Annotated in this window: 21 protein-coding genes; 11 read left to right on the plus strand and 10 right to left on the minus strand. The window is 67.9% G+C overall.

Annotated features, from left to right (window positions below):
• The first annotated feature begins 548 nt into the window (after nt 1-548).
• The 7 genes from V6V89_RS06800 to V6V89_RS06830 all read left to right on the plus strand — a co-directional run bounded on the left by V6V89_RS06800 (nt 549) and on the right by V6V89_RS06830 (nt 5,804).
• The gene (locus V6V89_RS06800) at nt 549-944 is read left to right on the plus strand and encodes an MmcQ/YjbR family DNA-binding protein (protein WP_334618107.1); all 396 of its coding nucleotides are present in this window, start codon (nt 549-551) and stop codon (nt 942-944) included.
• Entirely contained in the window at nt 941-1,288 is a 348-nt protein-coding gene (locus V6V89_RS06805) for an MmcQ/YjbR family DNA-binding protein (RefSeq protein ID WP_334618108.1), read from the plus strand. The genes V6V89_RS06800 and V6V89_RS06805 overlap by 4 nt, the downstream gene beginning before the upstream one ends.
• Before the next feature lie 86 nt (nt 1,289-1,374).
• Entirely contained in the window at nt 1,375-2,316 is a 942-nt protein-coding gene (locus tag V6V89_RS06810) for an NmrA/HSCARG family protein (protein ID WP_334618109.1), read from the plus strand.
• Nucleotides 2,317-2,334: 18 nt separating this feature from the next.
• Complete coding sequence (locus V6V89_RS06815; RefSeq protein WP_334618110.1) at nt 2,335-2,715, plus strand: DoxX family protein; 381 nt, start codon at nt 2,335-2,337, stop codon at nt 2,713-2,715.
• Between the two features lie 15 nt (nt 2,716-2,730).
• Nucleotides 2,731-3,702, plus strand: a complete 972-nt coding sequence (locus V6V89_RS06820) for a pirin family protein (RefSeq protein WP_334618111.1) — start codon at nt 2,731-2,733, stop codon at nt 3,700-3,702.
• A gap of 242 nt (nt 3,703-3,944) precedes the next feature.
• Nucleotides 3,945-4,805: a hypothetical protein gene (locus V6V89_RS06825; RefSeq protein WP_334618112.1), complete on the plus strand. Its 861-nt coding sequence runs from the start codon at nt 3,945-3,947 to the stop codon at nt 4,803-4,805.
• Between the two features lie 153 nt (nt 4,806-4,958).
• The gene (locus V6V89_RS06830; RefSeq protein WP_334618113.1) at nt 4,959-5,804 is read left to right on the plus strand and encodes a hypothetical protein; all 846 of its coding nucleotides are present in this window, start codon (nt 4,959-4,961) and stop codon (nt 5,802-5,804) included.
• 28 nt (nt 5,805-5,832) lie between these two features.
• Here V6V89_RS06830 and V6V89_RS06835 read toward each other — a convergent pair whose 3' ends face one another.
• The 3 genes from V6V89_RS06835 to V6V89_RS06845 form a co-directional block, all read right to left on the minus strand.
• On the minus strand, nt 5,833-8,835 hold the full coding sequence (locus V6V89_RS06835) for a BTAD domain-containing putative transcriptional regulator (protein WP_334618114.1): 3,003 nt from the start codon (nt 8,833-8,835) through the stop codon (nt 5,833-5,835).
• 73 nt (nt 8,836-8,908) lie between these two features.
• Entirely contained in the window at nt 8,909-9,394 is a 486-nt protein-coding gene (locus V6V89_RS06840) for a hypothetical protein (RefSeq protein ID WP_334618115.1), read from the minus strand.
• A 65-nt stretch (nt 9,395-9,459) separates the two neighbouring features.
• Nucleotides 9,460-10,311, minus strand: coding sequence for an extracellular catalytic domain type 1 short-chain-length polyhydroxyalkanoate depolymerase (locus tag V6V89_RS06845; protein WP_334618117.1), 852 nt, complete (start codon nt 10,309-10,311; stop codon nt 9,460-9,462).
• 252 nt (nt 10,312-10,563) lie between these two features.
• Here V6V89_RS06845 and V6V89_RS06850 point away from each other — a divergent pair, with 252 nt between their 5' ends.
• Complete coding sequence (locus tag V6V89_RS06850; RefSeq protein ID WP_334618118.1) at nt 10,564-11,256, plus strand: phosphotransferase; 693 nt, start codon at nt 10,564-10,566, stop codon at nt 11,254-11,256.
• Nucleotides 11,257-11,326: 70 nt separating this feature from the next.
• On the opposite strand, the gene V6V89_RS06855 is transcribed toward V6V89_RS06850, so the two are convergent.
• The 4 genes from V6V89_RS06855 to V6V89_RS41625 all read right to left on the minus strand — a co-directional run bounded on the left by V6V89_RS06855 (nt 11,327) and on the right by V6V89_RS41625 (nt 14,392).
• Nucleotides 11,327-12,112, minus strand: a complete 786-nt coding sequence (locus tag V6V89_RS06855; protein ID WP_334618119.1) for a class I SAM-dependent methyltransferase — start codon at nt 12,110-12,112, stop codon at nt 11,327-11,329.
• 266 nt (nt 12,113-12,378) lie between these two features.
• Nucleotides 12,379-12,930: a YciI family protein gene (locus tag V6V89_RS06860; RefSeq protein WP_334618120.1), complete on the minus strand. Its 552-nt coding sequence runs from the start codon at nt 12,928-12,930 to the stop codon at nt 12,379-12,381.
• Between the two features lie 207 nt (nt 12,931-13,137).
• Entirely contained in the window at nt 13,138-13,464 is a 327-nt protein-coding gene (locus V6V89_RS06865; protein WP_334618121.1) for a VOC family protein, read from the minus strand.
• Nucleotides 13,465-13,627: 163 nt separating this feature from the next.
• A complete protein-coding gene (locus V6V89_RS41625) occupies nt 13,628-14,392 on the minus strand; it encodes an ABC transporter permease (protein WP_442935081.1) in 765 nt (254 codons plus the stop codon).
• Between the two features lie 54 nt (nt 14,393-14,446).
• Between V6V89_RS41625 and V6V89_RS06870 the strand changes: the two genes are divergently transcribed.
• Nucleotides 14,447-15,913, plus strand: a complete 1,467-nt coding sequence (locus V6V89_RS06870; protein ID WP_334618122.1) for a leucine-rich repeat protein — start codon at nt 14,447-14,449, stop codon at nt 15,911-15,913.
• A gap of 29 nt (nt 15,914-15,942) precedes the next feature.
• Here V6V89_RS06870 and V6V89_RS06875 read toward each other — a convergent pair whose 3' ends face one another.
• On the minus strand, nt 15,943-16,647 hold the full coding sequence (locus V6V89_RS06875; RefSeq protein ID WP_334618123.1) for a TetR/AcrR family transcriptional regulator C-terminal domain-containing protein: 705 nt from the start codon (nt 16,645-16,647) through the stop codon (nt 15,943-15,945).
• 55 nt (nt 16,648-16,702) lie between these two features.
• Between V6V89_RS06875 and V6V89_RS06880 the strand changes: the two genes are divergently transcribed.
• Both V6V89_RS06880 and V6V89_RS06885 read left to right on the plus strand, forming a co-directional pair.
• Complete coding sequence (locus V6V89_RS06880) at nt 16,703-18,289, plus strand: FAD-dependent monooxygenase (RefSeq protein ID WP_334618124.1); 1,587 nt, start codon at nt 16,703-16,705, stop codon at nt 18,287-18,289.
• A 456-nt stretch (nt 18,290-18,745) separates the two neighbouring features.
• Nucleotides 18,746-20,077, plus strand: coding sequence for a family 16 glycosylhydrolase (locus tag V6V89_RS06885; protein ID WP_334618125.1), 1,332 nt, complete (start codon nt 18,746-18,748; stop codon nt 20,075-20,077).
• A 130-nt stretch (nt 20,078-20,207) separates the two neighbouring features.
• Here the strand turns inward: V6V89_RS06885 and V6V89_RS06890 are convergent, their stop codons facing one another.
• Both V6V89_RS06890 and V6V89_RS06895 read right to left on the minus strand, forming a co-directional pair.
• Nucleotides 20,208-21,809 (minus strand): cellulase family glycosylhydrolase, encoded by a 1,602-nt coding sequence (locus V6V89_RS06890; protein ID WP_334618127.1) that lies wholly within the window; start codon nt 21,807-21,809, stop codon nt 20,208-20,210.
• A gap of 700 nt (nt 21,810-22,509) precedes the next feature.
• Nucleotides 22,510-23,004 (minus strand): MarR family winged helix-turn-helix transcriptional regulator, encoded by a 495-nt coding sequence (locus V6V89_RS06895; protein WP_334618128.1) that lies wholly within the window; start codon nt 23,002-23,004, stop codon nt 22,510-22,512.
• Nucleotides 23,005-23,089: the final 85 nt, after the last annotated feature.

Raw genomic sequence — 23,089 nt, forward strand, 5'->3', positions numbered from 1 at the left:
GGGCAGGGTATCCCGCCCTCTGCTTTGGCATGCCAAGGCCCGCTGATGAACTGGCCTGACACTAGATCAGCGGGCCAGCAGTCGACCGGTCAGGGGGCGTGCGGCTCAAGATTGTGGATCTTGGTCCTGTCGGTGTTGTTGAGCTACGGCTCTCTGGGCGGGCCGTCAACGGTCTGGACCCGCCTCCAGCAGGCTGCGCCGCAGGGCATGGTGGAGGTCGAGGGGGCGCCGTCCCAGGGCGCGGTGTTCGTCGAGGAGGGGTGGGCGCCCCGCGGAGAAGGTGGATGTCTTGGTCCTGCCGGCCTGTCTGCTGCTGACCATGAAGTGTCCGTTGCCTGCCGCCGGATATGCCTGATCCCAGGGAAGACTAGCTGGCGGGGCCGCACAGGCGGGCCGCCTGTGCGGCACAGCGCCGGGAGTACGCACACGCGCCGGGCAGATGTGGCCTCCTAGCTCACATCGAGTCGATCTACTCGAATCCGCACATCGAGTACCTCAATCCCGCCGTGAGCGTCACCTCGTCCCCTTCATGCAAGGAGCCGAACATCATGAATGGCAAGAAACTGCAGCAGATGGCCGCCGAGTGCGCCGAGGGCCTGCCCGGCACCGTACTGGAGCATCCCTTCGGCCCCGAGTGGGACGTGCACAAGGTGCGCGGCAAGGTCTTCATGCTGATCACCGACGTGACCGGGGAGCCGATGGTGATCCTCAAGGCCGCCCCCGACGAGGCCGCGGCTCTGCGTAAGCAGCACGCCGAGATCACTCCCGGCTACCACATGAACAAAAGACACTGGATCACCCTTCAAGGCGGCGACTCCCTCGACCGCGGACTCGTCGAGGAGTTGGTGACCGACTCCTACATGCTGGTGGTCGCCAAGCTCCCAACAGCGCAACAGCCGTTGGCCCCGGCGGCGGTCGCCAGGCGCAACCAGGCCCCGCGATGACCCTCACTGGGATACGGCTCCAGCAGGCGGCCCGCCGCGCGGCCGATGCGCTGCCCGGCTCCGGCAGCGGGCGCCCTTTCACCGAGAAGCTGGATGTCTACAAGGTCGCCGGGAAGGTCTTCCTGATCGTGACGGATGATCCCCGCGAGCGGATCATCACGGTCAAGGTGGAGCCGGAACACGGGCGGCGACTGCGGGATGAGTATCCGTCGATCACCGCTGGTCGCTACCTCGACAAGACGCACTGGATCTCCGTGGGCGCCGGCCGGGGCGTCACCGCCGCCCTGGTCGAGGACCTGGTCACCGACTCCTACGACCTGGTACTCGGCTCGCCAGCTGGATGACGCATCACTTGACACGTCATGCATCTCGTGCGTAAAGTACATGACGCGTCAGATGACGCGACATGCAGTCGAGGGGAGACAGAACCATGGCCGAGAAGAAAGTGATCGCGGTGGTTGGTGCGACCGGTGCCCAGGGCGGCGGGTTGGCCAGGGCGATCCTGGCCGATGTCGGTGGTGAGTTCGCGGTACGTGCGCTGACTCGTAACGCCGGCTCTGACGCGGCGCGCCAGCTGGCCGCTGAGGGTGCCGAGGTGGTCGAGGCGGATATCAGCGACCAGTGGAGCGCGACGAAGGCGTTCGACGGGGCGTACGGGGCGTTCCTGGTGACCAATTTCTGGGAGCACATGTCTCCGGAGAAGGAGAAGCAGGACGTGGCGACCATGGCTCGAGCGGCCAAGACCGCCGGCCTGTCCCATGTGGTCTGGTCGACGCTGGACGACACCCGCGAGCACATCCCGCTGCACGACGAGCGGATGCCGACGTTGCTGGGTAGCTACAAGGTGCCGCACTTCGACGCCAAGGCGGAGGCCGACCAGGTCTTCACCGACGCCGGGGTGCCGACCACGTTCCTGCGGACCACGTTCTACTGGGAGAACCTGCTGGGCCCCCTCGCACCCCGGCGCGGCGAGGACGGACGGCTCGTGCTGGCCCTGGCTATGGGCGACAGTCCGCTTGCCGGCATCGCGTCGGAGGACATCGGCCGGACCGCGTACGGCATCTTCAAGCGCGGCGCTGGTCTGGTGGGGCAGACCGTGTCGATCGCCGGTGAGCACCTGACCGGTACGCAGATGGCCGATCAGCTCGGCGCGGGCCTGGGCGAAGACGTGGTCTACGCGCCGGTGCCGTTCGACGCGCTCCGGGCACAGCCGTTCCCCGGTGCGGTGGAGATGGGCAACATGTTCCAGTTCTACGCGCAGGTGCCGCAGTTCAACGCCGTCCGCGACCTGGACGCTGTCCGTGAGCTGAACCCCCAACTGCAAACGTTCCAGCAGTGGGTGAACGCGCACAAGGACTCCTTCGCCGCCTGACGCCGATTGGTGACCCTCATGAACATCGTTTTGTGGATTGTGGCGGCGCTCCTGGCCGTGCTCTTTCTGGGCGCCGGCGGCGCGAAGCTGGCCCAGTCGAAGGAGAAGCTGGCCGCCTCGCCGAAGATGGCGTGGACCGAGGACTTCTCCCCGGGCATCATCAAGATGATCGGCGCCTTGGAGGTGCTGGCCGCGATCGGGTTGATCCTGCCCGCCGCGCTGGACATCGTCCCCATCCTGGTGCCGCTGGCCGCCCTCGGCCTGGTGGCGCTCATGGTTGGCGCGGCGCTCACCCATGCCCGCCGCAGGGAAAACCAGGCGATCGTGATGAACCTCGTGCTGATCGTGCTGGCCGGCGTCGTGACGTGGGGCCGCTTCGGCCCGTACTCCTTCGGCTGACAGGGGAGACCCACCATGCCAGCCATCGCCGTCGACAACGTCCTCGTCCTGCCCCGCCTGCCCATACTGGACCCCGCGGCGACGCGGTACCGGCCGGTGCGCCGGCTGGTCACCGCGACCCGTGGCTACGAGGGTGAGGGCTTCCCTGTGCGTCGCGGCTTCGCGGGCGTGGCACTGTCCGAACTGGATCCGTTCGTTCACTTCGATCACATCGGCGAGGTCGACCTCGGCCCCGGTGAGCCGATGGGCACCCCGTGGCATCCGCACCGCGGTTTCGAGACCGTCACGTACGTCATCGACGGGATCGTGGACCATCAGGACTCCAACGGCGGCGGTGGGCGGATCACCAACGGCGACACCCAGTGGATGACCGCCGGCGCCGGCATCCTGCACATCGAGACGCCGCCGGAGAGCCTGGTGGTCAGCGGCGGCGTGATCCACGGCACCCAGCTGTGGGTCAACCTGCCGCGGGCCAAGAAGATGACGCCGCCGCGGTACCAGGACATCCGTGGCAACCAAGCCGCGCTGGTGACCACACCGGACGGTGGCGCGCTGATCCGCGTCATCGCCGGTGACATCGCCGGGCACGCCGGTCCCGGTGTCACGCACACACCGATCACCTTGGCGCACATCAGCGTCGAGCCCGGCGCTCAGGTCGACCTGCCCTGGCATCCCGGCTACAACGCGCTGGTGTACGCCCTGGCCGGCGCCGGCACGGTTGGTGCCGACCGCAGGCCCATCGGGCTCGGTCAGCTGGCCGTGTTCGGCGGCGGCGACGCGCTCCGCGTCGCCGCGAATCCGCGCCAGGACTCGCACACCCCGAAGCTGGAGCTGTACGTCATGGGTGGCCTGCCGATCCGTGAACCGGTCGCCCACTATGGACCGTTCGTCATGAACACACGCGACGAGCTAGCCCAGGCGTTCGAGGACTATCAGGCCGGCCGGCTCGGCGTCATCCCGGCTACGCGGGTGCCGCACACCGGATAGCCGCTTGCTCGTCCTCGGTCCGCTTTCACGGCGTCGCGCTGTCCAGGGTGGGGTGCGGCGGCTTCGATGCTCTTGCGGCCGCAGGCGGTGATGACGGCTCGGTGGGCAGCCCCGCACCGCTCGGACGAGCCTTCCGTGCGCTTCCTGTGAGCGGCCCCTGAGGCAACCGTGATGTGGTCTCCGAACCTGGACCTCGTCACCGCCGCTGGACAGCGGCGGGTGTTGAGGGAGGGGACAAACCAATGCGGGTACAGACAGGAAGCCGCCGCCGAGGGCTCGTCGGAGCGGTGCTGGCCTTGGGCGTGGGCCTGGTCAGTGTGCTCATCGGTCCGGCGACGCCGGCTCAGGCGATTCCGGCCCCGGTGGGCGTCTCGGCGACCAGCGCGGTCAACGCCGCTTCGCCCAAGTTCGCCGTCGTGGCCTGCCCCGCCGGTCTGGCCGTCTACGGGGCGGGCGGGACGGTCAACGGCGGCGCGGGCAACGTGGTGATGTCCGACGTGATCCCGACCTTGGGCACCGTGACCGTCTGGGGCATCGAGGTGGCGGCGTTCGCGGCCAACTGGTCGGTGACGGCGTACGCGATCTGCGGCCCGCCCACCGGCAACGTCGTCATCGCGAACAGCACCGCCGCCAACGCGGCCAGCCCGAAGACCGTGACCGCGGCCTGCCCGGCCGGCATGCGCCTGTACGGCACCGGATACGAGCTACAGGGGGCGAACGGGCAGGTGTTCCCGAGCCTCGTGCAGCCGAACGCGGCGCTGACAAACGTCACGGTGGGAGCAGTCGCCCACGGTGGTTTCGCCGGTGCCTGGAGCCTGACCGCGTACGGCATCTGCGCGGCACCGGCAGGGTTCATGCAGCTCGTGACGGCCTCGTCGCCGGCGAACGCGGCCGCGCCGAAGGGTATCGTCACGCCTGCCTGCCCGGGTGCGACCAATGTGCACGGCGTCGGCGCGGCGATCTCCGGCGGGCTCGGCGACGTGCTGCTGGAGACGATGGCGCCATCGACCGGTGCCCTGATCGCGGGTGAGGCGGAAGCCGACGAGTACGCGCCGGTCGGGGCGAACTGGGCCGTCACGTCCTACGCGATCTGCTCCTCTTGACGCGTGGGGGTAGGCCGGTCCTGGTCCCAGGTGGACCCGGACCGGCCGTCCGGCGCGGAAACCATGAGCGAACCCTGAGGAAACCGTGACGTGGCCGCCGAACCTGGACGTCACGGCCGCGCCCGACAGCGCGGGGTTCGAGGAGGAGAAGCAATGCGGGTACAGAGAATACTCGGCACCGCGGCGGTGGCCCTGGGCGTGGCCCTGAGCAGCGTGCTGTTCGGTCCGGCGGCGCCGGCGCGGGCGGTTCCGGTCCCGGTCGGCAACTCGACGACGAGCACGTACAACTCCGTCTCGCCCAAGTTCGACACGGCGAGCTGCACCGGGGGCCAAGTCGTCCTGAGTGGAGGCGGGAACATCGCGGGCGGGGCCGGTCACATCGTGTTGTCCGAAGTGATGGTGCAGCGGACCACCGTTACGGTCCTGGCCCACGAGGCAACGGCGTACTCGGGTAACTGGTCGGTGACGGCGTACGCCATCTGCGGCCCGGACGACGAGGATGTCGTTATCACGTGGGCCAACGGCGACGGGACGACCACCGCGAAGTCCGCGACCGCGTTCTGCCCGGCCGGCAAGCGACTGTACGGCACCGGGTACAAGCTACTGGGTACGAACGGGCAGGTCTTCCCGAGCGCGGTGCGGCCGGACGAGGCGCTGTCGAAGGTCATGGTGAGAGCCGACGCACATGGCGGGTTCACCGGTGACTGGAATCTGATCGCGTACGCCGTCTGCGCGAACCCCGCCGCGCACATGCGACTGCTGACCGCGCGGTCGGCGCCGGGCACGGCCGCGTCAAAGGCGGTGACCACCGAAGCCTGTCCGGGCGATGCCAATGTGCACGGCGTCGGTGCGGAGATATCTGGGGGACTGGGTGACGTGATGCTGGCGACGATGGCGCCGTCGAACCTCTCGTTGACCGCGGGTCAGGCAGCCGCCCACGAGCACGCACGGACGGCGGCGGACTGGACCGTCACGTCCTACGCGATCTGCTCCTCCTGAGCCGGAGGAGCAGATCCGGCCCCGGTGGTCAGGGAAGCAGGATCGCGGGGTCCGGCCCGGGCACCGCTATGTCGCGCATGCTGGCGGCATAGCGGTGGTAGGCGCGCCTCGCCTCGCCGTGCCGGCCCTCCGCCACCAGCGTCTCCACCAGTTCCCGGTGTGCCCGCTCGTCGTACTGGTCCAGATCGAGCAGGCGTAGCAGGTGGCAGATGGCCTGCTCGGCGTCGCCGGCGTCACGGCTCCACCGGGCCAGTGCCCGCACGGCACGCAGGTACGCGGCACGCGATTCCTCGCGCAGCGGTCCGCACCACTCCGCGTACGGATCGTCCTCGAACGGATCGCCCCCGTAGGAACGAACCGCGGCGGTGAGGATCGCATGGGCTTCGGCTGCCGCGCCCTGCTCACGCAGGCGCATGGCGTGGGCCACGTCGTCGAGGAAGTCGTAGACGTCGACCCGGAGCTGCCGGCGGTCGAGCGCCACACAACCCTGATCGGCCACGATGATCTGGTCGGCGGGCGCTGGAGCACGGCGCGGATTCAACACCGTGCGGACGATGGAGAGCAGGACCGAGAGGCGATGTCCGGTGCGGTCCGGGTCGTCGTCCGGCCAGAGCAGTTCGGCAAGCTCGGCCCTGGGCACCGGCCGCCCGTACCGGGCCACCAGGATACGGAGCAGGTCGCGGGCCTTACGCGACTGCCATGCCGAGCTGGGAATGGCCTGCCCGTCGAGGTAGACCTCGAAGCGTCCCAGCGCACGAACCAGTACGGCCTGCGCCGATGCGGGCAGCGGCAGCGACGCACCGACGCGGCAGCGACTCAGGCGTTCGGCGGCGAGTGTCGCATGGAGACGGTCGACGGTGCCGGCGTCAGGCAGCTGGCCCATGGCCAGCAGTACCCGATCGGCGTCACAGGTCGCGTGGCCGGCGCGCCAGATCTCGTACGCCTCGGTAAGCGCCGCGCGACGGCGAGCCGCGTCGGATGGGTCGCTGGCCGCCTGAAGCTCCAGCGTCTCGGCGAGGAGGGCACGTTCCCGGCGGGACCGCGCGGTCTGCGCCGCCGTTTGCGCGCAGGCCATGGCGCCCGCCAGATCCCCGCGCGCGACCGCCACCCAGCCCTTGGCCAGGAGCGCCTGAATCGTCACGGCTGGCGGTGCCTGCCGCACCGCCTGCTCGGCGTACTCGGCCGCGGCGGCCGGATCGTCACCGGCCAGGACCCGGGCGATGCCGGCCAGTGCCGGGATCAGTGCTTGCCAATCGCCTTCCGCCTGAGCGGTCCGCTGGGCCTCTTCGTAGCAGGCGAGAGCCTGCTGGCGGGCGCCGCGCACGCGGTGCACCTCAGCCAGGCCGACCAGGGCCAGCGCGACCCGTCGGGAGCCCATTCGCCGGTACCACGAGACCAGGTGCTCGTAACGCTCGATGCTCTCGTCGTGCCGGCCGAGCCGGGCCAGCGCCTCGGCCTCGTTGTGCTGTGCGCCGACGAGCGCGCCGGCATGCCCGGCGGCTTCGGCCGTGCGGACAGCCCGCCGAGCGGTGTCCAGCGCGGCGGGATAGCGCGCCTGGGCCAGCAAGGTGTGTGTCTGGTTGAGCAGGACGCGGGCGACCTGGCCGGTGTCGCCCACCTGCTGTGCACAGTGGAGTGCCTGGGCGAAGTGTTCGTCGCAGCCGGCCGGATCACCAGCACGGAGGCAGCAGAGGGCGCTCGCCACATGAGCGGTCGCGAGCGCTCTGGCATCAGCGGCGTCGGCCGCCAGCGCTCTGGCCCGCTTGGCGTGCGTCAGGCCGTTCTCCACCTCACCGAGTGCGATGTACGCGTTCGCGGTCCAGGCCGACCGGAGCGCTTCGTCACCCGCCGCGCTCCCGGCTCCCGGCCCGTCGTCGGTGTCGCGCGTCAACACGGCCAGCGCCTTCCGCGACTCGCCGCGCAGATGATGCGCCTGGCCGAGCCGCCAGGCCAGAGCCGGATCCAACAGTTCGCCCCGGGAATCGGCCTCGTCGGCCAGCGTCTGGTAGACGGCGACCGCACCGGTGAGATCTCCGGAGTGGAACAGTGACTCGCCCAGGAGCAGCCGCAGGGCCGGATCGCGCTCACCGTGCGGGAACGACCGGATCAGCTCTGCCGCGGCAGGCGCCTCACCCGAGGCCAGAATGTCGCGTCCACGCGTCACCAGCTCCCTCGCGCACGCCTCGTCGTCGCCCGCGAGGTTGAACGCTCGTGCGGCGGCCAGTGGCGGCCCGTGCCGCTGGTACCAGATCGCCGCGACACGAGCGGATTCGCGGCGGGGCGTGGCATTTCCGCCCGCCACGACGCCCACCACCGGGACGATCCCGGAGCGGTCCGGCTGGAGCACACCGATCTGCGCCAAGAGGGTCAGCATCCGTTCCGCGGCCGGATGACCGAGTTGCTCGCACAGCCCCGCCGTAACGGGCGCGAAGCCAACGGCGTCACCCACCAGTCGCGTCACCTCCGGCGGAAGCGGGCTCAGCACCTCCTCGACGATGTACGCCCCGAGCGGCGTATCCGGCGCGGCGATGACGTCCGTCAGCGCCCCGTTGTGCGCGGTGGGACGGTCGAGCGACTCGCCAGCCAGGCGTACCAGCACCGGCCAGCCCGCCGTGGCCTGGAACACCCGGGCGGAGAGTGCGGGATCATCGATCTCATACTCCTTGGCCAACATCTGCCTGACCTGCTCCTCGGAGAGGGCGAGATCCCGCGGGCCCAGCGTGGTGAGGTCTCCACGCGCGCGCCAGCGCGCCGTCGGTGCCGTCACCGGCCAGCGCGACGTCAGTGCGACGCTCACCGTCTCGGGCAGGGTGGCCACGGCGGTCAGCAACGCGCCCGCGAGGTCGGCCGGCATCGGTGGCAGGTCCTCCAGGACCAGCCAGCCTGAGCCCTGCTGCCGAGCCAGCTCTTCGAGCCCGCCCTGGGCCAGCGCGGAAACGTCTGTAGGTGCGAGCCACGGGGCCGTCGCACCGGACAGTCTGTCACGCAGCGCGGTGGACTTGCCGTACCCGGCGGCCGCCACCACGATCATGCAACGCACTCCCACACACAGAAGAGTCGCTGACACCACCCGCGCATGCATCACCATGTATCCGATTCCCGACCTACGACGTGTAGGTGAGACGCATCATGTCGGTGTGGCCGGACCAGGAGAGGGTCAGGTGCCAGCAGCCGGCCTCGGGCAGGTCGATGATCGACGGACCCGGACCGCCGGTGACCTTGCGGCTGACCGGCTCGCCGGTACCGTCCAACCGGGCCTGGATCTCCAGCGGGCTGCCGGACTCCAGCGGCGCGCGGGAAACCCACAGGATCTTGTTGCTCCGGTCCGGCAGCGGGGGCTGGTGCAGCGGATAGCCGAAGATGATCGCCGCGATGTCGCCGCGGTCGCCGAGGACGTGCGGCATGCGCGGCGTGGCCTCGCTGAACCCGGCCCGCGCCCACTCCGGCAGTACCCGGGCCGGCACGTCGGCCGCACAGGTGGGGAGGGAGCTGGCCACCGCCGGAGCGGGCGCGGTGGTCTGTGTCGCGGGTTTCCCGGCGTCGCAGGCTGCCAGGAGCAGGACCGCGGCCGCTGCCATGATGCGTCTCACGCCTGATCCGAGTCTTGCTTCCCGCCCACGGTTCCCACGCACCACGGAACCGGTCCCGCCCGCAGTCACCCCCGGAGCCTTGGGTGGGCGGCGAAGAACTCCCAGATCAGATCCGTGGCGGCAACGCCGGCATCCGCGTCGGCGAGCTGGCCCTGTTGGGCGCCCGGCCAGCTGTGCCCCATCTTCGGCAGGCGATAGACGACCACTTCGCTGCCGTCCTCGCACGGCGCCACGGTCCGCGTGGCCATGGCCGGGCCGGGGACCGCGGCCGGGGCGGATGGCGTGCAGCCCGCCCGCTGCTGCCACGCTTGGATGCCGCTGTCGAACTGGCTGGCGTACCGGTCCTGCCCGCCGATGAACGTCAGCACCGATACCGGGCTCTTCGGCGCGTAGCTGGCCTCCGACGCCTTCGTACCGATGAAGCCGCCGCTGACGGGCGCGATCGCCGCGAACGTGTCGGGCAGTTCTACCGCCAGCTTGAGGCTCATGTCGCCGCCGTTGGAAATGCCGGTCAGGTAGATCCGGTCCGGATCGGCCTTCCAAACGCTCTTCAGCTCGTCGACCAGTGCCTTGACGAACGCCACGTCGTCCTGCTGGCCACAGCACACGAGCGCGTTGAATGCGCCGTTCACCCCGTCGGGGTAAACGGTGAGGAAACCGGCCTTGTCGGCGTGCGCGTCCAACCCGATCATCTCCTGCATGCCTTGCCCGTCGCCGGGGTAGAAGTGCAGGCCGATCACGACCGGAACGGGCTTGCTCCCGTCGTACCCGGCCGGCGCGTGCACTCGGTACCTGCGCTCACTCCCGCCCGAGGACAGCGTCAACTCGTGGTCGCCGGCCTGCGGGGTGAAGGAGGGCCTGGTCGGAGCCGTGGCCGAGGGAGATGAAGAAGTACAGGCGGTCAGCAAAAGGACCATCAGCAAAAGCACACCCGTGTCATCGAGCGACCATGGCACGCCCCGGGAACGTCACACAACGCCCGGTCAGGATGTCGATGCGCAGTCGAGACCTGACCGGGGGAGCCGCGCCCGCCGGCGCGCTGTGGAGTACGCCCGGGGCCCGCGCCGAGATCGCATGGGGTTCGCCTGTCGACCATGGAGGATGGTCCGGCCACACTGACCGCCATGCGGATGTTGCTCGAGATCGCCCCGTTGGGTGAAGGTGGTCGCGTGGATGAACAGGACGAGTGGCCGCTGGCGGGTGGGGCTCAGACCGAAGGGCTTGTACGCGTTGGACACACGACGCGGCGGCCAGCGCATCACCGCTCGCTGTACGTCGACGCGCTCCTGCTGCATCTGGCTGAGGTCGGCTTCGCCGGTGCTCCCCGCCCGCTCGGCTATGACCACCGTGGACGGCAGATCCTGACGTTCGTCGACGGTGAGGTGCCACATGCCGCGCCCTACCGGCTGTCCGACGCTCGGATCCTCAGCGCCACGACGCTCATCAGAGGTTTCCACGACGCGACAACCGGCTCACCGCTATGCGCAGGTCAGGAGGTGGTCTGTCACGGCGACCTTGGACCGTACAACACCGTTTTCCGTGGTGAGGAGGCGATCGCGCTCATTGACTTCGACGCGGATGTGGGCCCCGGACGGCGTCTGGACGACTTCGCGCACGCGGTCTGGTGCTTCGCGGACCTGACCGAGGCAGATGTCGCAGTGGCCGAGCAGGCCCGCAAGGCACGGCTGATGTGCGACGCATACGAAGACGTGACACCAGCAGACGTCGTGGAGGCCCTTACCGCGCGGTTCCACCGAGCCCGCGGTCAGCATCTCGCTGCCGGCCGATCGGGCGGGGTGCGGGCATTCGACGACCTGCTGCAATGGATGAAGCAGTTCGGCGGACGCGTCGCAGCGGCATGACCCGTCCGTACGCGCGGACTTTGGGTACGACGCTGCTGGACCTCGCTGAGCGCACGGCCACCGGCGAGGGCTACGGCAGATCCGCGATCACGACCATGCGATTGTGATCAATACTGAGCGGCTGGCCGTCCTCGCCGTAGCCGGTCACGTCGGTGAATCCCGCCGCAGTACACCAGTCCCGCAGTTCAGGAAAGGCGAACAACCGTTTGACGAAAGTGAGCCTGCGGGCGCGGCCGTCGCGGACCACCGTGCGTTCCACTTCGAAGCGCCCGGTTAGGGGATCAAGGTGGTGACGGTCCACGAGCATGTCGCCGTTGTCGCGGGTCGCGGTGATCCTCGACGGGTTGTACGACGTGAGGAACTTCGCCAGATTGTCGAGGTCCATGGCCAACCGCCCACCGGACCGCAGGACCCGGGCGATCTCGGCGAGTACAGCTCGGTTGGTGGGATCGTCGAAGTATCCGAACGCAGTTGTCCAGTTGGCCACTCGATCGAACCGGCTTGACCACGGCAGATCTCGCATGTCGCCGAAGACGTATTCGACGTCGACGGCCATGGCCGCCGCGTCGGCGCGAGCGCGCTCCAGGAACACCGCCGACGAGTCCAGGCCGGTGACTTGGCAACCTCGCGCGGCCAAGGCGTTTGCCAGCGCGCCGTGGCCACAGGCCAGATCTAGCACCGTCATGCCGGGTTCCAGATCCAGCAGCCGCCAGACGAGGTCGGCGGCGGCCGACCAACCGGGGTGCGCCGTACCCACGACGGGGCGATGCTTCGACGCGTCGGCCCCCGACTCGGCGAAGAAATGCAGGTAGTCCTCGTCGTACATCGCCGTCGCATCGAACAGATCCGCCGTCACGGCGCCAACCGTAGGACAGGCATTCGTACAGGGCAAGGGAATTGACAGACGCTATGCGTCGTGTCCGACGAACACAGCAAGCATGGACACCGTCTATGCCCGCTCTTGGGCAACTGGCAGCGCAGGTTGTGTGCCATGTGGTGGTCAGGTGTGTGGGCTTGGTGGTGACGCGCCGATCCCGAAGCTGGTGAAGCGGCGCAGGCGATCCTCGCGCCGAAGGTCCGGTCCTGCTGGATCGAAATGCTGCCGGTTGTCGTGTAACTCACTCATGACGGCCGTCCGCCGAACGCCCAGGTGTGCACCTCGGTCTCGGCGTACCGGTTCGGTGCCAGGACGGCCCGCGCCTGGTTCGGGTCTGACGCTCGCAGCAACACCGCCGTACCGATCCAGATGGTCCCATCGTCGGACAGCAGCGGCCCATACGCGATTAGCTCGTCGCTATTGGGTGGGATGGCGAGTTCGGTGGCTTGTTCCGCGCCGAGGCCGAGCACCAGGTAGCGGTTGCCACCGTCTCGGCCTCCAGGAAAGTCCCACATGGTACGACCGAGTAGGTTGCGCCAGCGGCGGAGCTGTACGTCCCGGTACGCACCAGCCTGGTAGTTGGGCTCGTCGAAGGCGAACGTGCGCGCCGCAGCGGCATCGGGCAGGTCGACGATGTGCACACTGCCGGTGGGTGTCTGGCCATGGTCGGCGAAGGTCGGGCCGCGGGCAATCATCCCCGCCGCGTACCGATCCATGTAGGACCAGTGCTCCTGCAGCAGCTCATTGCGCAGTGCCGAAGAACCGCGCCGGTCCCGGTGGTAGCAGAAGAACTCCATGCCCCGATTCTGGACCTTGATCCCGGACGGCGATGCGATGGTCGCACTCTTCCGTGTGTCTTCGGGCCGCCAGGATCGGGTGCATGGATCTGCCGCAACGCGGTCGCGCTATGCGGTAAGTACCGCTCAGGTCGATCAAGGTGCGGCCGACGTGGTGGCCAGCCGCACCCGGTCCTGATCAGCAGACTGGTTCGTCCATGAAGCTCATCAACCCCCGTCGACCACCACGCAGAACAGGTTGCCCTCTGGGTCGAGGAGCACCACGTGGTCGGCGCCATCGGCATAGTCCCACGCAACACGGCGAGCGCCCAGGGAGACGAGCCGCTCGACCTCGGCCTGCTGCTCCGCCCGATCGGCGACTGACAGGTCCAGGTGAGTCCGGTCGTCGGTATCCAGCACGATCGCCGGAGCGGCACCATCCTTCGCGATCAGAGCCGGTGATTCGTCACCGACCTCGCCGCTGCGCAACTCGTAGCCGAGCGCAGCCGTCCAGAATCCAGCCGCTCGGTGCAGGTCCTCGACATGCAAGTTCACTGACTTGATACGCACCATCGTCCCAGTATCGGCCACCGAACACAGTGAACGCTGCTCCGAGGGCGTGGCCGAGTAGGCCGCCAGAAGTCAGCGCGATCGTGATGATGCCGGCGTGGATCATCGTTCGAGTAAGCGGTACTGGCGGTATGCCAGCGGTGGAAGATCACAGTGAGCACCGTGGGCCACAATGCGGCAAGCAGCACCGAGTGATCCGCGGCCCAGGTCTGCGTCTCCCATGTGGGATTGCCGAACAGGTCCCTGATGGCCATGGCGGTTGCCGACAGCGGGTTCCAGGTGGCGATACCGCCCAGCCAGGCGGGCATCGTCTGCGGGGAGACGAACGCGCTGGAGAGAAACCGATAGGCCACACCAGCACCTGTACGGCCACGGCGGACTCTGGTGTCTTCAGCAGGAGCCCGAGGTAGATGCCGACCCAGGTGAAGGCGAATCGCAGCCACAGCAACAAACCCAGCGCCGCGAGGGTGGGCGCGAGACCGTGCTGGGGTCGCCATCCCACGGCCAGGCCGGTCATCACCATGACCAGGAGGCCGGCTACTGCGTTGAGCATGTCGGCCCAGCTACGGCCGGTCAGCACCGCTACGCCGCTGACCGGCATCGCCCGGATCCGCTCGGTGACGCCTTTGGCGGCGTCGGTGGTGACGGCCACGACCATGGATTCCAGACCGAACAGCATGGTCATGGCGAGCATGCCGGGGATGAGATAGGCGGTGTACGTGCCGTCGGGGGCGGCCATCGCGCCGCCGAGCCTGGGCGCGGTGGCATGGCTGCGGTTTGCTGCGTTCGGCCTGGCTGACGGGGGACTGGCATCGCGCCGCGCGACGCCACCATGGCCCCGACAACGCCCCGGACTTCGACGACCCGGGGTGTTGTGCGTCGGCGACGCGTGATTTCTGTTATCCGTAACCATGCCGGCCCGCCTCCTAAACGCGTAGGTTGCGGACGGAGCGGCGAGAAGGACTCGATGAAACAGGTTTTCGTGTATGCCGGGCTCGTTCTGACGATCGCGGCGTGTGGCACCCCGGCAAGCACGCCGGTCAGCACCCAGGCGGGCGGGCAGCCGACGCCAACCGTCTCCGCACCAGCCGCTGTCGCCGAGATGGGGCCCGCGCCCGCGCCCACCACCGCCCGGAAGGTCAATCCCTACGCCCGGAACGCCAAGGTGGAGGCGCATGTCGACCCGGGCGTCGACCCGATCTTCACCACCGATCCGGTGCTGCGCCAGCGGGCGACCTACACCTACCGGCACACCAAGCCGGGCGACCACGCGCTGCCCGAGGGCACGGTCACCATCCGCTACGACGTGTCCACGGCCGGTACCTCACCGCTGAAGGACCGGCTGGCCGCGGTACGCGACGCCCTCGCCCGGGCCAGCGGCGTGGCCGTCTATCTCGACGGTGGCGCCGCGCTGAACGATCCCGACCTCACAGCGATCCAGTCGCTGCACCGGCCGGCGGCGCAGGGCGGGCTAGGGTTGACCACGCTCACCCGGCTGTACATCTACAACCTCAAGGCGCTGCGGGGCGGGCAGGAGTGCACGCCCACCTCCGGCCTGGCCTGCGCGGGGCAGACGGCACGCGGCGGCCGGTCGCCGTACCTGTGGTTCAACGGCTGGTGGGACTCGTGGGTCCGGCACCTCACCCTGGACGACCTCGTCGAGGTGAAGGCGGGCGCCTTCAGCAACACCCCGCTCGAATCGGTCAGCCTCCGGGCGGCGCGTTCCATCGGGACCATGGGATTCGGGCACCGACCGTACGCCAAGCTGAGCGTTCTCTACCTGCCCAGCGCGACGTTCATCGGCAGGGACGCGTTCCGCCGCAACCAGTACCTGGCCAAGGTGAACCTGCCCAAGGTCACCAAGATCGACGACTTCGCGTTCGATGACACGTCGCGCCTGGAGTACCTCAACGCCCCGCGGCTGGTGTCCATCGGCCGCAACGCGCTCAACGACACCCACGCGCTGAAGTCGGTGAACTTGCCGGCGCTGGAATACATCGGCATCAACTGCTTCGACCTCAACGGCGACGCCCGAACGGGTACCGGGGTCAGGGTGCTGCGGCTACCGAAGTTGACTGTCCTGGACAAGAACGGCCTGACCGGGTTCGGCGCGTTGCGGCACGTCTACGCGCCGCGGCTGACGACCGCCTGGCACGACGCGGTGACGAACAACCCCAGCCTGGCGGCGGTGTACGCGCCGAACCTCAGCCGGCTCGGCCCGCGCGCCTTCCGTGGCAACCCCAACCTGCGCGCGGTTTACCTCGGCGAACAACCACCGACTCAGGAAGCCGACGTGTTCGTCGGAGCCGACCCGGGGAAGTTGACGATCTACCACCCGGGCGACGCCGCGGCATGGGCCAGGTTCGTGCCCGCGGGCAACCCGCGCGTCCCGGTCCGCCAGCAGGACGATCGTCGTCGCGGCCCCGGTGGGTGAAACCGTGAACCGGTTCGCGTACTGACCGGTCAGCGGCCCAATCGGGCCGCGAGACCGTCGAGCACGCATTCCAGGCCGAACGCGAACTCGACCTCGGGGTCGAGCTCTTCGGCTTCGAGGACGCGGCGGGCGAGCATGGGGTGCTCGCCCGCCGCGAGGACTTCGTTGATGTAGGGGCCGACGCTGCGCTGCCACTGCTCCTCGGTCAGGCCGGTGCGCTGCTCGGCGCGTCGAGCGGCCTGCTGGGTGGCCACCGAGCCCAGCACGTACGCGTGCACGGCGCCGAGCGCCTGCGAGGCCAGGGTGATGTCGGGCGTGAGCGCGACGGCGGCGCGCAGCGCGTATTCGGACCGCCGCAACGAGTTGGGGCCGAGCGAGGGCCTGCCCGCCAGTTCGCCCGCCAACCATGGGTGCCGCAGCAGGGTCGCGCGCAGCGCGTGCGCGACCGCGGCCAGGTCGGCGCGCCAGTCCTGCGCCGGCTCGGGGAGCGAGTCCTCGCCCTGCGCCGCGTCGACCATCAGGTCCACCAGTTCGTCGCGGTTGGTGATGTAGCGGTAGAGGGTGGCCGTCCCGGAACCGAGGTCGCCCGCGACGCGGCGCATCGACACCGCGGCCAAGCCCTCCGCGTCGGCGATGGCCAGCGCGGCGGCCACGTACTGGTCCACCCCCGGCGCGCGCCGGCGCGGTTCGGGGCGCGGCCTGGTCCACACCGACGAGGGAGCGGGTTCGGTCATCGGAGGGTTCCTTTCCTCGTTGACCGGCATCCTACCTTCTGGATACGGTGTAGCCATGACGGAAACGGTGTATCCAGAAGTGTCGGTGCTCGTGGTCGGAGGCGGCAGCGTCGGGCTGCTCACCGCGGCGCTGCTCGCCCACCATGGCGTCCCCGCGGTGCTCGTCGAACGCCGGTCCGGGCCGTCGGTCCATCCGCGCGCCACCGGCATCGGGCCGCGTACCGTCGAGGTCCTCCGCGAGCTCGGGCTCGACACCGCAGTCGACGCCGTCGCGGTCGACCTGCGGGGCGCCACGGGCAAGGCGGTGGCGCGGACCGTCGTCGAGATGGGCGCGGGCGACGTCGTGACCGTGCCCATGCCTACCCCGTCCGCCGCTGAACTGGACACGACGCCGTTCAGGCTGCGCGGTGTCTGCGCGCAGGATCGCCTCGACGCCGTGGTGGCGGCCGACCTGGCGCGCCGCGCAGCGGATCTGCGCTGGTCGACCCGTCTGGTCGGCATCGCGCAGGACGCCGACGGGGTCGACGTCGAACTGGAGGGGCCCGACGGCCGCTACTCGCTGCGTTGCGCGCGCGTGGTGGCCGCGGACGGCACGCACAGCGCCGTGCGGACCGCGCTCGGCGTGGGCACCTCCGGAGCGGGCGACCTGGGCAAGTCGATGATCAACATCCTGTTCCGCGCCGACCTCCGACCCCACCTGCGGGGGATGTCCTTCGCCACCTGCACGATCACCACGCCGGAGGCGCCCGGCCTGCTGGCGACCGTGGACGGCGAGACGAACTGGGTCTTCCACATCGCTTGCGACGTCGACGGGGGCGAGCGCCCCGAGGACTTCACACACGAGCGCTGTGTCGCGGTCGTCCGCGCGGCGGTCGGCGACCCCGACCTCGACGTCGAGGTGCGCAGCGTGCTCCCATGGCGGCCCCGGAGCTCCCTGGCCGACCGCTTCGCCGTCGGCCGCGTGTTCCTCGTTGGCGACGCCGCGCACACGGTGTCACCCCTGGGCGCGTTCGGCCTCAACACCGGCGTCGCCGACGCCCACAACCTGGCGTGGAAACTGGCGGCCGTCCACCGCGGCGAGGCAGGCGCTGGCCTGCTCGACACCTACGCGCAGGAGCGCGGGCCGGTCGCCGCGGCGACGCTGGACCAGGCGATGCGCAGGCTCGCCGACCCGCAGCTGCACTGGGGGCGTGGACCCGAGGCCGACGCCGCCAGGGCGGCGTCGGGGGTGTGGGCGGCGCCGGTCGTGCACCTGGGCCAGCGGTACGACTCGGCCGCCGTCGTCGACCCGCGTCCGGAACTCCCGTCCACGGTGGACCTGGCCGTGGCGCTGGACGGGTCGCCGGGTTCACGGGTGCCCCACGCGTGGGTCGACGGGGTCTCCACGCTCGACCTGGTCGCGTCCCGGTGGACCCTGCTGGTGGGCGCCACGGGTGACCGGTGGCTCGCCGCCGCGGCGGACGTCGGCCTACCGGCGCACCGGGTCTTCGCACCGTGGCTGGCCGACGACGGGGCCCTGCTCGTGCGACCGGACGCGATCGTCGCGATGCGGGTCACGGCACCGGTCCCGGACCCGGCGCGGTTCCTCGCCGACGTCCTGGACCAGGTACTTGCCAGGCCGGTCGCGGTGGCGAGCACCTGATCGGGCGCCTCGACGGAGGCGCCCCCATGCCGGCTACCCCGCGGGGTAGCCGGTTCCCTATCAGCGGTCTGCCAACGCCGCCGACCGGAGTTCACCCAGGCGTCGATGCCCTCTGACTACGTCAACGTTCGTCGATTGACAGTAATCTGACCGGCGGGGAGACTATCTGTTGCATGCCAGGCCGAGACGGGGGAGCGCTCACCAGCGCGGTTAGAAGGGATGTTGTCGATCTTGGCCTTTCAGCCATTGGTGACGTTCTCAGCGCTCACGGGCCGACGGCGCGTGCTCGACTTCCCGCGTTGCCTGCTTCCACTGGGTCGCCGTCGACTGTGCGGCAAGTGCCTTGACATTCCGAGCAGCCCGCAGCACGGCGTGAGCTTGATCCATTGACGTCTGCCCCAGTGCCTCCTAGGGCAGACGCTAGACCGCTTCGGACCGCGAAGCCGTCGATCTGAAGTGGTCCAGATCGATGGCATCGTCATGGCACCTGTGACAATGGGCAACCGCAAGGAGAGGATAGTCATGAACAGACCATTCAGGGACAGAGGAAGACGTACGCCGTTAGCTGTGGTGTGGGTACTCTTGGCCACCGCCATAGTCTTCAACATCACCGGTGCGCAACCCGCCAACGCGGCCGACGTCCCGGCGAATCCGTTGGATAAGGCTGGTTGGATTCTTGACCGGAACGACGAGTTCAACGGAAGCCTCGATACGAGCCTGTGGATCACCAACTACCTTGAATCACGAACGCCGGAATGGCGATCCAGAGCGCGATACGGATTCAGGGACAACGCCCTCGTCTTGCGGATCGACAACGACCAGCCAACCTATTACTCCAACGATCCGATGAAGGTTTCAAGCATCCAGACGGGGCAGAGGACTGGCCTGCACAAGGACTCGCCCTATGATCATTCGATTCCCACCATCATGAACTACGCTCCTAGGTACGGCTACTTCGAAATCCGCGCGAAGACTTCTGCGCGAAGCGGCGTTCACGCTGCCTTCTGGACGGTCGGTAGGCAAGACACGACAACCCAGCGGGCGGAGATCGACATCATGGAACACCCGGGCCGGACCCCGCGGAACTTCAACTTCAGTCTGCATAAGTGGTCGGATCCGAACGTCCCGGAAGTGAACCACTCCGTCTCGGTGGGGTTCGACGTCGCGAGCGAGATGCATATCTATGCGCTCGAGTGGACGCCGACCGAGATCAAGCTGTATGTCGACAACGTGCTGAAGGATACGATATCCGCGTCTCCGGCCTACCCGTCGCTGTTTCTGCTCGGCATCTATGAGAACGCCGGGTGGACCGGTTCCGTCGATCCCAACGATCCCCGGCCCAAGGAATTCGTCGTAGATTATTTCCGCGCCTACCGGAAAGCCGACACTGGTCCTATCGTCAGCGGCGCAACCTACAAGATCAGGAACGTGGCGACGGGCCGGTATCTGGACTCGGAACTCAACGGCGGGCTGACCCTCACCAACTCCAGCACGTATGACGATCAGCAGTGGGTTGCCACACAGCAAGCCTCCGGCGCATGGACCTTGAGGAACGTGAGGACCGGGCGGTACTACCTGGATACCGAAACCACGAACAACGCCGTCATCTGGAACACCGGCCAGGTCATCGCCGACTCGTTATGGAACGTCGAGTCGACCACCGGAGGCATCCGCCTCAGGAACACCTATCCGGGCAGGTCCTACATGTACGGAACATCGGCCGGCGAGGTGAAGTGGAACACCGGATCGACCGACAGCAACACGGTCTGGGCCTTCGAACGCCAGTAGCCAAGTGCCGAGACAAGGCGCCACCTAGGGCGTTCGCCGGTCCCGACCGGCGAGCTGAAACCCCTGGACGACATGAGACGGGCCCGGCGGTCTTCCGCCGGGCCCGTCGGCTTCTACGAGGTCGTGACTTCTACGAGGTCGTGACTTCGAGGTGGTCGATGTTGGGCAGGCCGTTGGCCGTCGTGGGGTTGAACCGGATGGTGTTGCTACCCGCGTTCAGCGTGGCGGTCAAGGTCTTGGTGACCCACGTGGCCCATGCTCCGGTGCCTTCGAACGTCGGCGTCTGCACCGTCGAGCCGTTGACGATCAGTGAAGCCGGCCGCACGGTCGCGACTCCGTTGGCGAACCGGACCCGCAGCGTCGCCGTGCCCGCTGTGCTCGCGTTGACCGTGAACTGAGCGTAGGCACCCACCGCGTTGTTGCCGTTGCAGAATCCGGCACCTGAGTAGCCCGACCAGTTGGAGTCGATGGTGCCGGTGCACACCGCCGGCGACGTTTCCGCCTCGTAGCGGGTTGTCGACCCAGTGCCACCACCGACGGCGGCCATGATGGCATCGATAATGCCTTGTTGGGTCACCGTAGCGGAGCTTCGGTTGAACAGCCCGAACCCATACTGGCCGTTTACGCCGTTGTCCCAGTAGGCGGTGGCTGCTCCGTATTTCTTGGCAGAGGCGACCAGGGTGCGCGCGAAGTCCGCACGATACCTGTTGTTCGACGAATCAAACGATGTCTTGTCGATCGAGCCGTATTCGCCGACGAATACCGGATATCCTCGCACGACGAAGGTGTCGTACATCTTCTTCAGTTGCGCGTCCATGTAGTCTTGCTGTCCCCAGGTCGACTTCCTTGACGGATTGGTCGCGGCGGGCCCCCATTGCGTGATGGTGCTGTTTTCCTCGCCAGTGAAGTCCCACGGGTCGTAGTAATGAACGGAGATCATGATCCGCTGTTCATTGCTGGGGATGGAGGGAGACCGATTTTGGTCGGTCGGAAGCACGAAGCCGTAGTTTCCCGTGGTGTAGTCGATGTTTGTATTCCAGCCGGGGATGAGCAGCCACCGTGAACTGTTGTTTCCGCCGGTTCTCCTTACGGTGTCCACGAAGATCTGGTTGTAGGCGTTGATGTTTGAGTAGCATGGCTGGGTCGGACGACCGTATTGCCCGTCGAAGTTTTCGTTCATGGATTCGAAGATCAGGTGCTCGTTGTAGCTTTGGAACCTGGTCGCGATCTGTTGCCAGACCTTCTGGTATTTGTCCCTGATCGTTGTTTGAGAGGATGAATCGCAGATCAGCCAGGAGCCGGAGACAGTCTTGTAGCCGTCTCCATGCATGTTGATCAGTACGTACATGTCTCGGTTGTAGGCGTAGTTGACAACTTCTTGGATTCTGTTCAGCCAGGAAGAATTAATCGTGTAATTCGGACCCGAACCTATGTGTCCCAGATAGGAGACCGGTATGCGGATCGTTTTGAACCCCGCTGCCTTCACCCTGTCGATAAAGGCTTGTGTTACGGTCGGGTTGCCCCATGACGTTTCGCTGGGGATTCCGTTGATGTTGGCTTCCAGTGAGTTTCCCAGGTTCCAGCCCGCGCCCATGTCGGCGACAAGCTGCGAGGCGTTCGCCTGAGTTACGACGTCGGCTGATGCCCGGATCGTCATGCCGGACACGGATACGGCGATCGCCAACATAACGGCAAAGAAAAGGGCCCTGATCTTCCTTGCTTTTGAAACCATAGGTATTTCCTCTCTTCCAGACTTGACGGTCCAAAACCAATTTCATCCAGTCAAGACGAAGCGCTCTCGTTGGCTGGCGTGGCGGGTGGGAGATCGAGGCCGATGTCGCTGGACGTCACCGGCGATGTCGCGATGAGGGCGGGTACCAACATCGCCGCGTGCTGTTTCGACGCGAGTTCGACTCCTCGGTGTCGAACTCGCGTCGAAGCGCTTCGACCCTATTTCGACATCGTGGGCATATCCGCTGCGGTACGCCCACGATAGGAGTTGAGAAACATAAATGCAACAGTTGGCCGTCTGACCGTAACATCAACTGATGCGCGAGCCAGATCGGGCCACGTCTGCCACCCATCGCATGCGTCGGCCTGGAGACCGGCACCCGGGCACCGCATGAAGGTTCTGCTGCGCCTTGGACAGCATGGACGCCGGCAAGCTGATCGCCGGGCCGCCGGACGGCGTGCTCAACGTGGTGTCACGCGGGGGCCCTCCGCCGGCTGCGCCCTCGGTACACACTCGGACGTGGATGGGGCGCCTTCACCAACGTGCGGAGGCGTCCAGGGTGAGGATGGTCAGTGCTGGGTCTTCTGACCGGTCGTTCGCGCGGCCGGAACGGGACGCCGCGGTGACCTGTGGCCGCGGCGCAGTGCCTCGGCGACGACGCGTGAGCCGACCATGCCGGTGGCGCCGACAATCAGGCTCTTCAGGTGTGTTCACCATTGGTTGGGTTGGGGATGGTCTCCTGCACTGGTCCGCGGGTGGAGTGCGTCAGCAATTTCGTCACCAGCTCTCGCAGGATCAGCCGTTCGACCGGGGTGAGCCGGTCGAACAGGTCCTGGTTGATCTGTGGCACGTGGGCTTGCAGGGCTTGTCGCAGCTGCTGCCGGCCGCGGGGAGTGGGTTCCAGCAGCGTCGCCCGGCGATCGTGGGGGTGAGGATGCCGGACCAGCAGTTTCGCATCCTCCATGCGGGCGATCAGGCGTGTCAGGCCGCCGGAGCTGAAGGAGAGGTCGTCGGCGAGGCGGGCGCTGGTGGTGCGTCCCTCGGGATGGCGGGCCAGGCGCAGCAGCACCTCGAACTCGGAACCGCCGAGCCCCGATGCGTGGCGGATGACCCGTTCGGCGTGCCCGCCGATGGTGTCGGTCAGACGAAGGATGTCGCCGTACAGGACGACCGCCTCGTCGTTCACCAGCTCCACTGACGTGGGCTCATCCTCGCGCATAAACCTGACTCTACAGTGAAACTGTTTAGGTGACGATGGTCGGCGGAGGGGGACGTTTGCG

Origin of the sequence: Micromonospora sp. CPCC 206061 (assembly GCF_036906915.1) — a bacterium.
Taxonomy (GTDB): domain Bacteria; phylum Actinomycetota; class Actinomycetes; order Mycobacteriales; family Micromonosporaceae; genus Phytohabitans.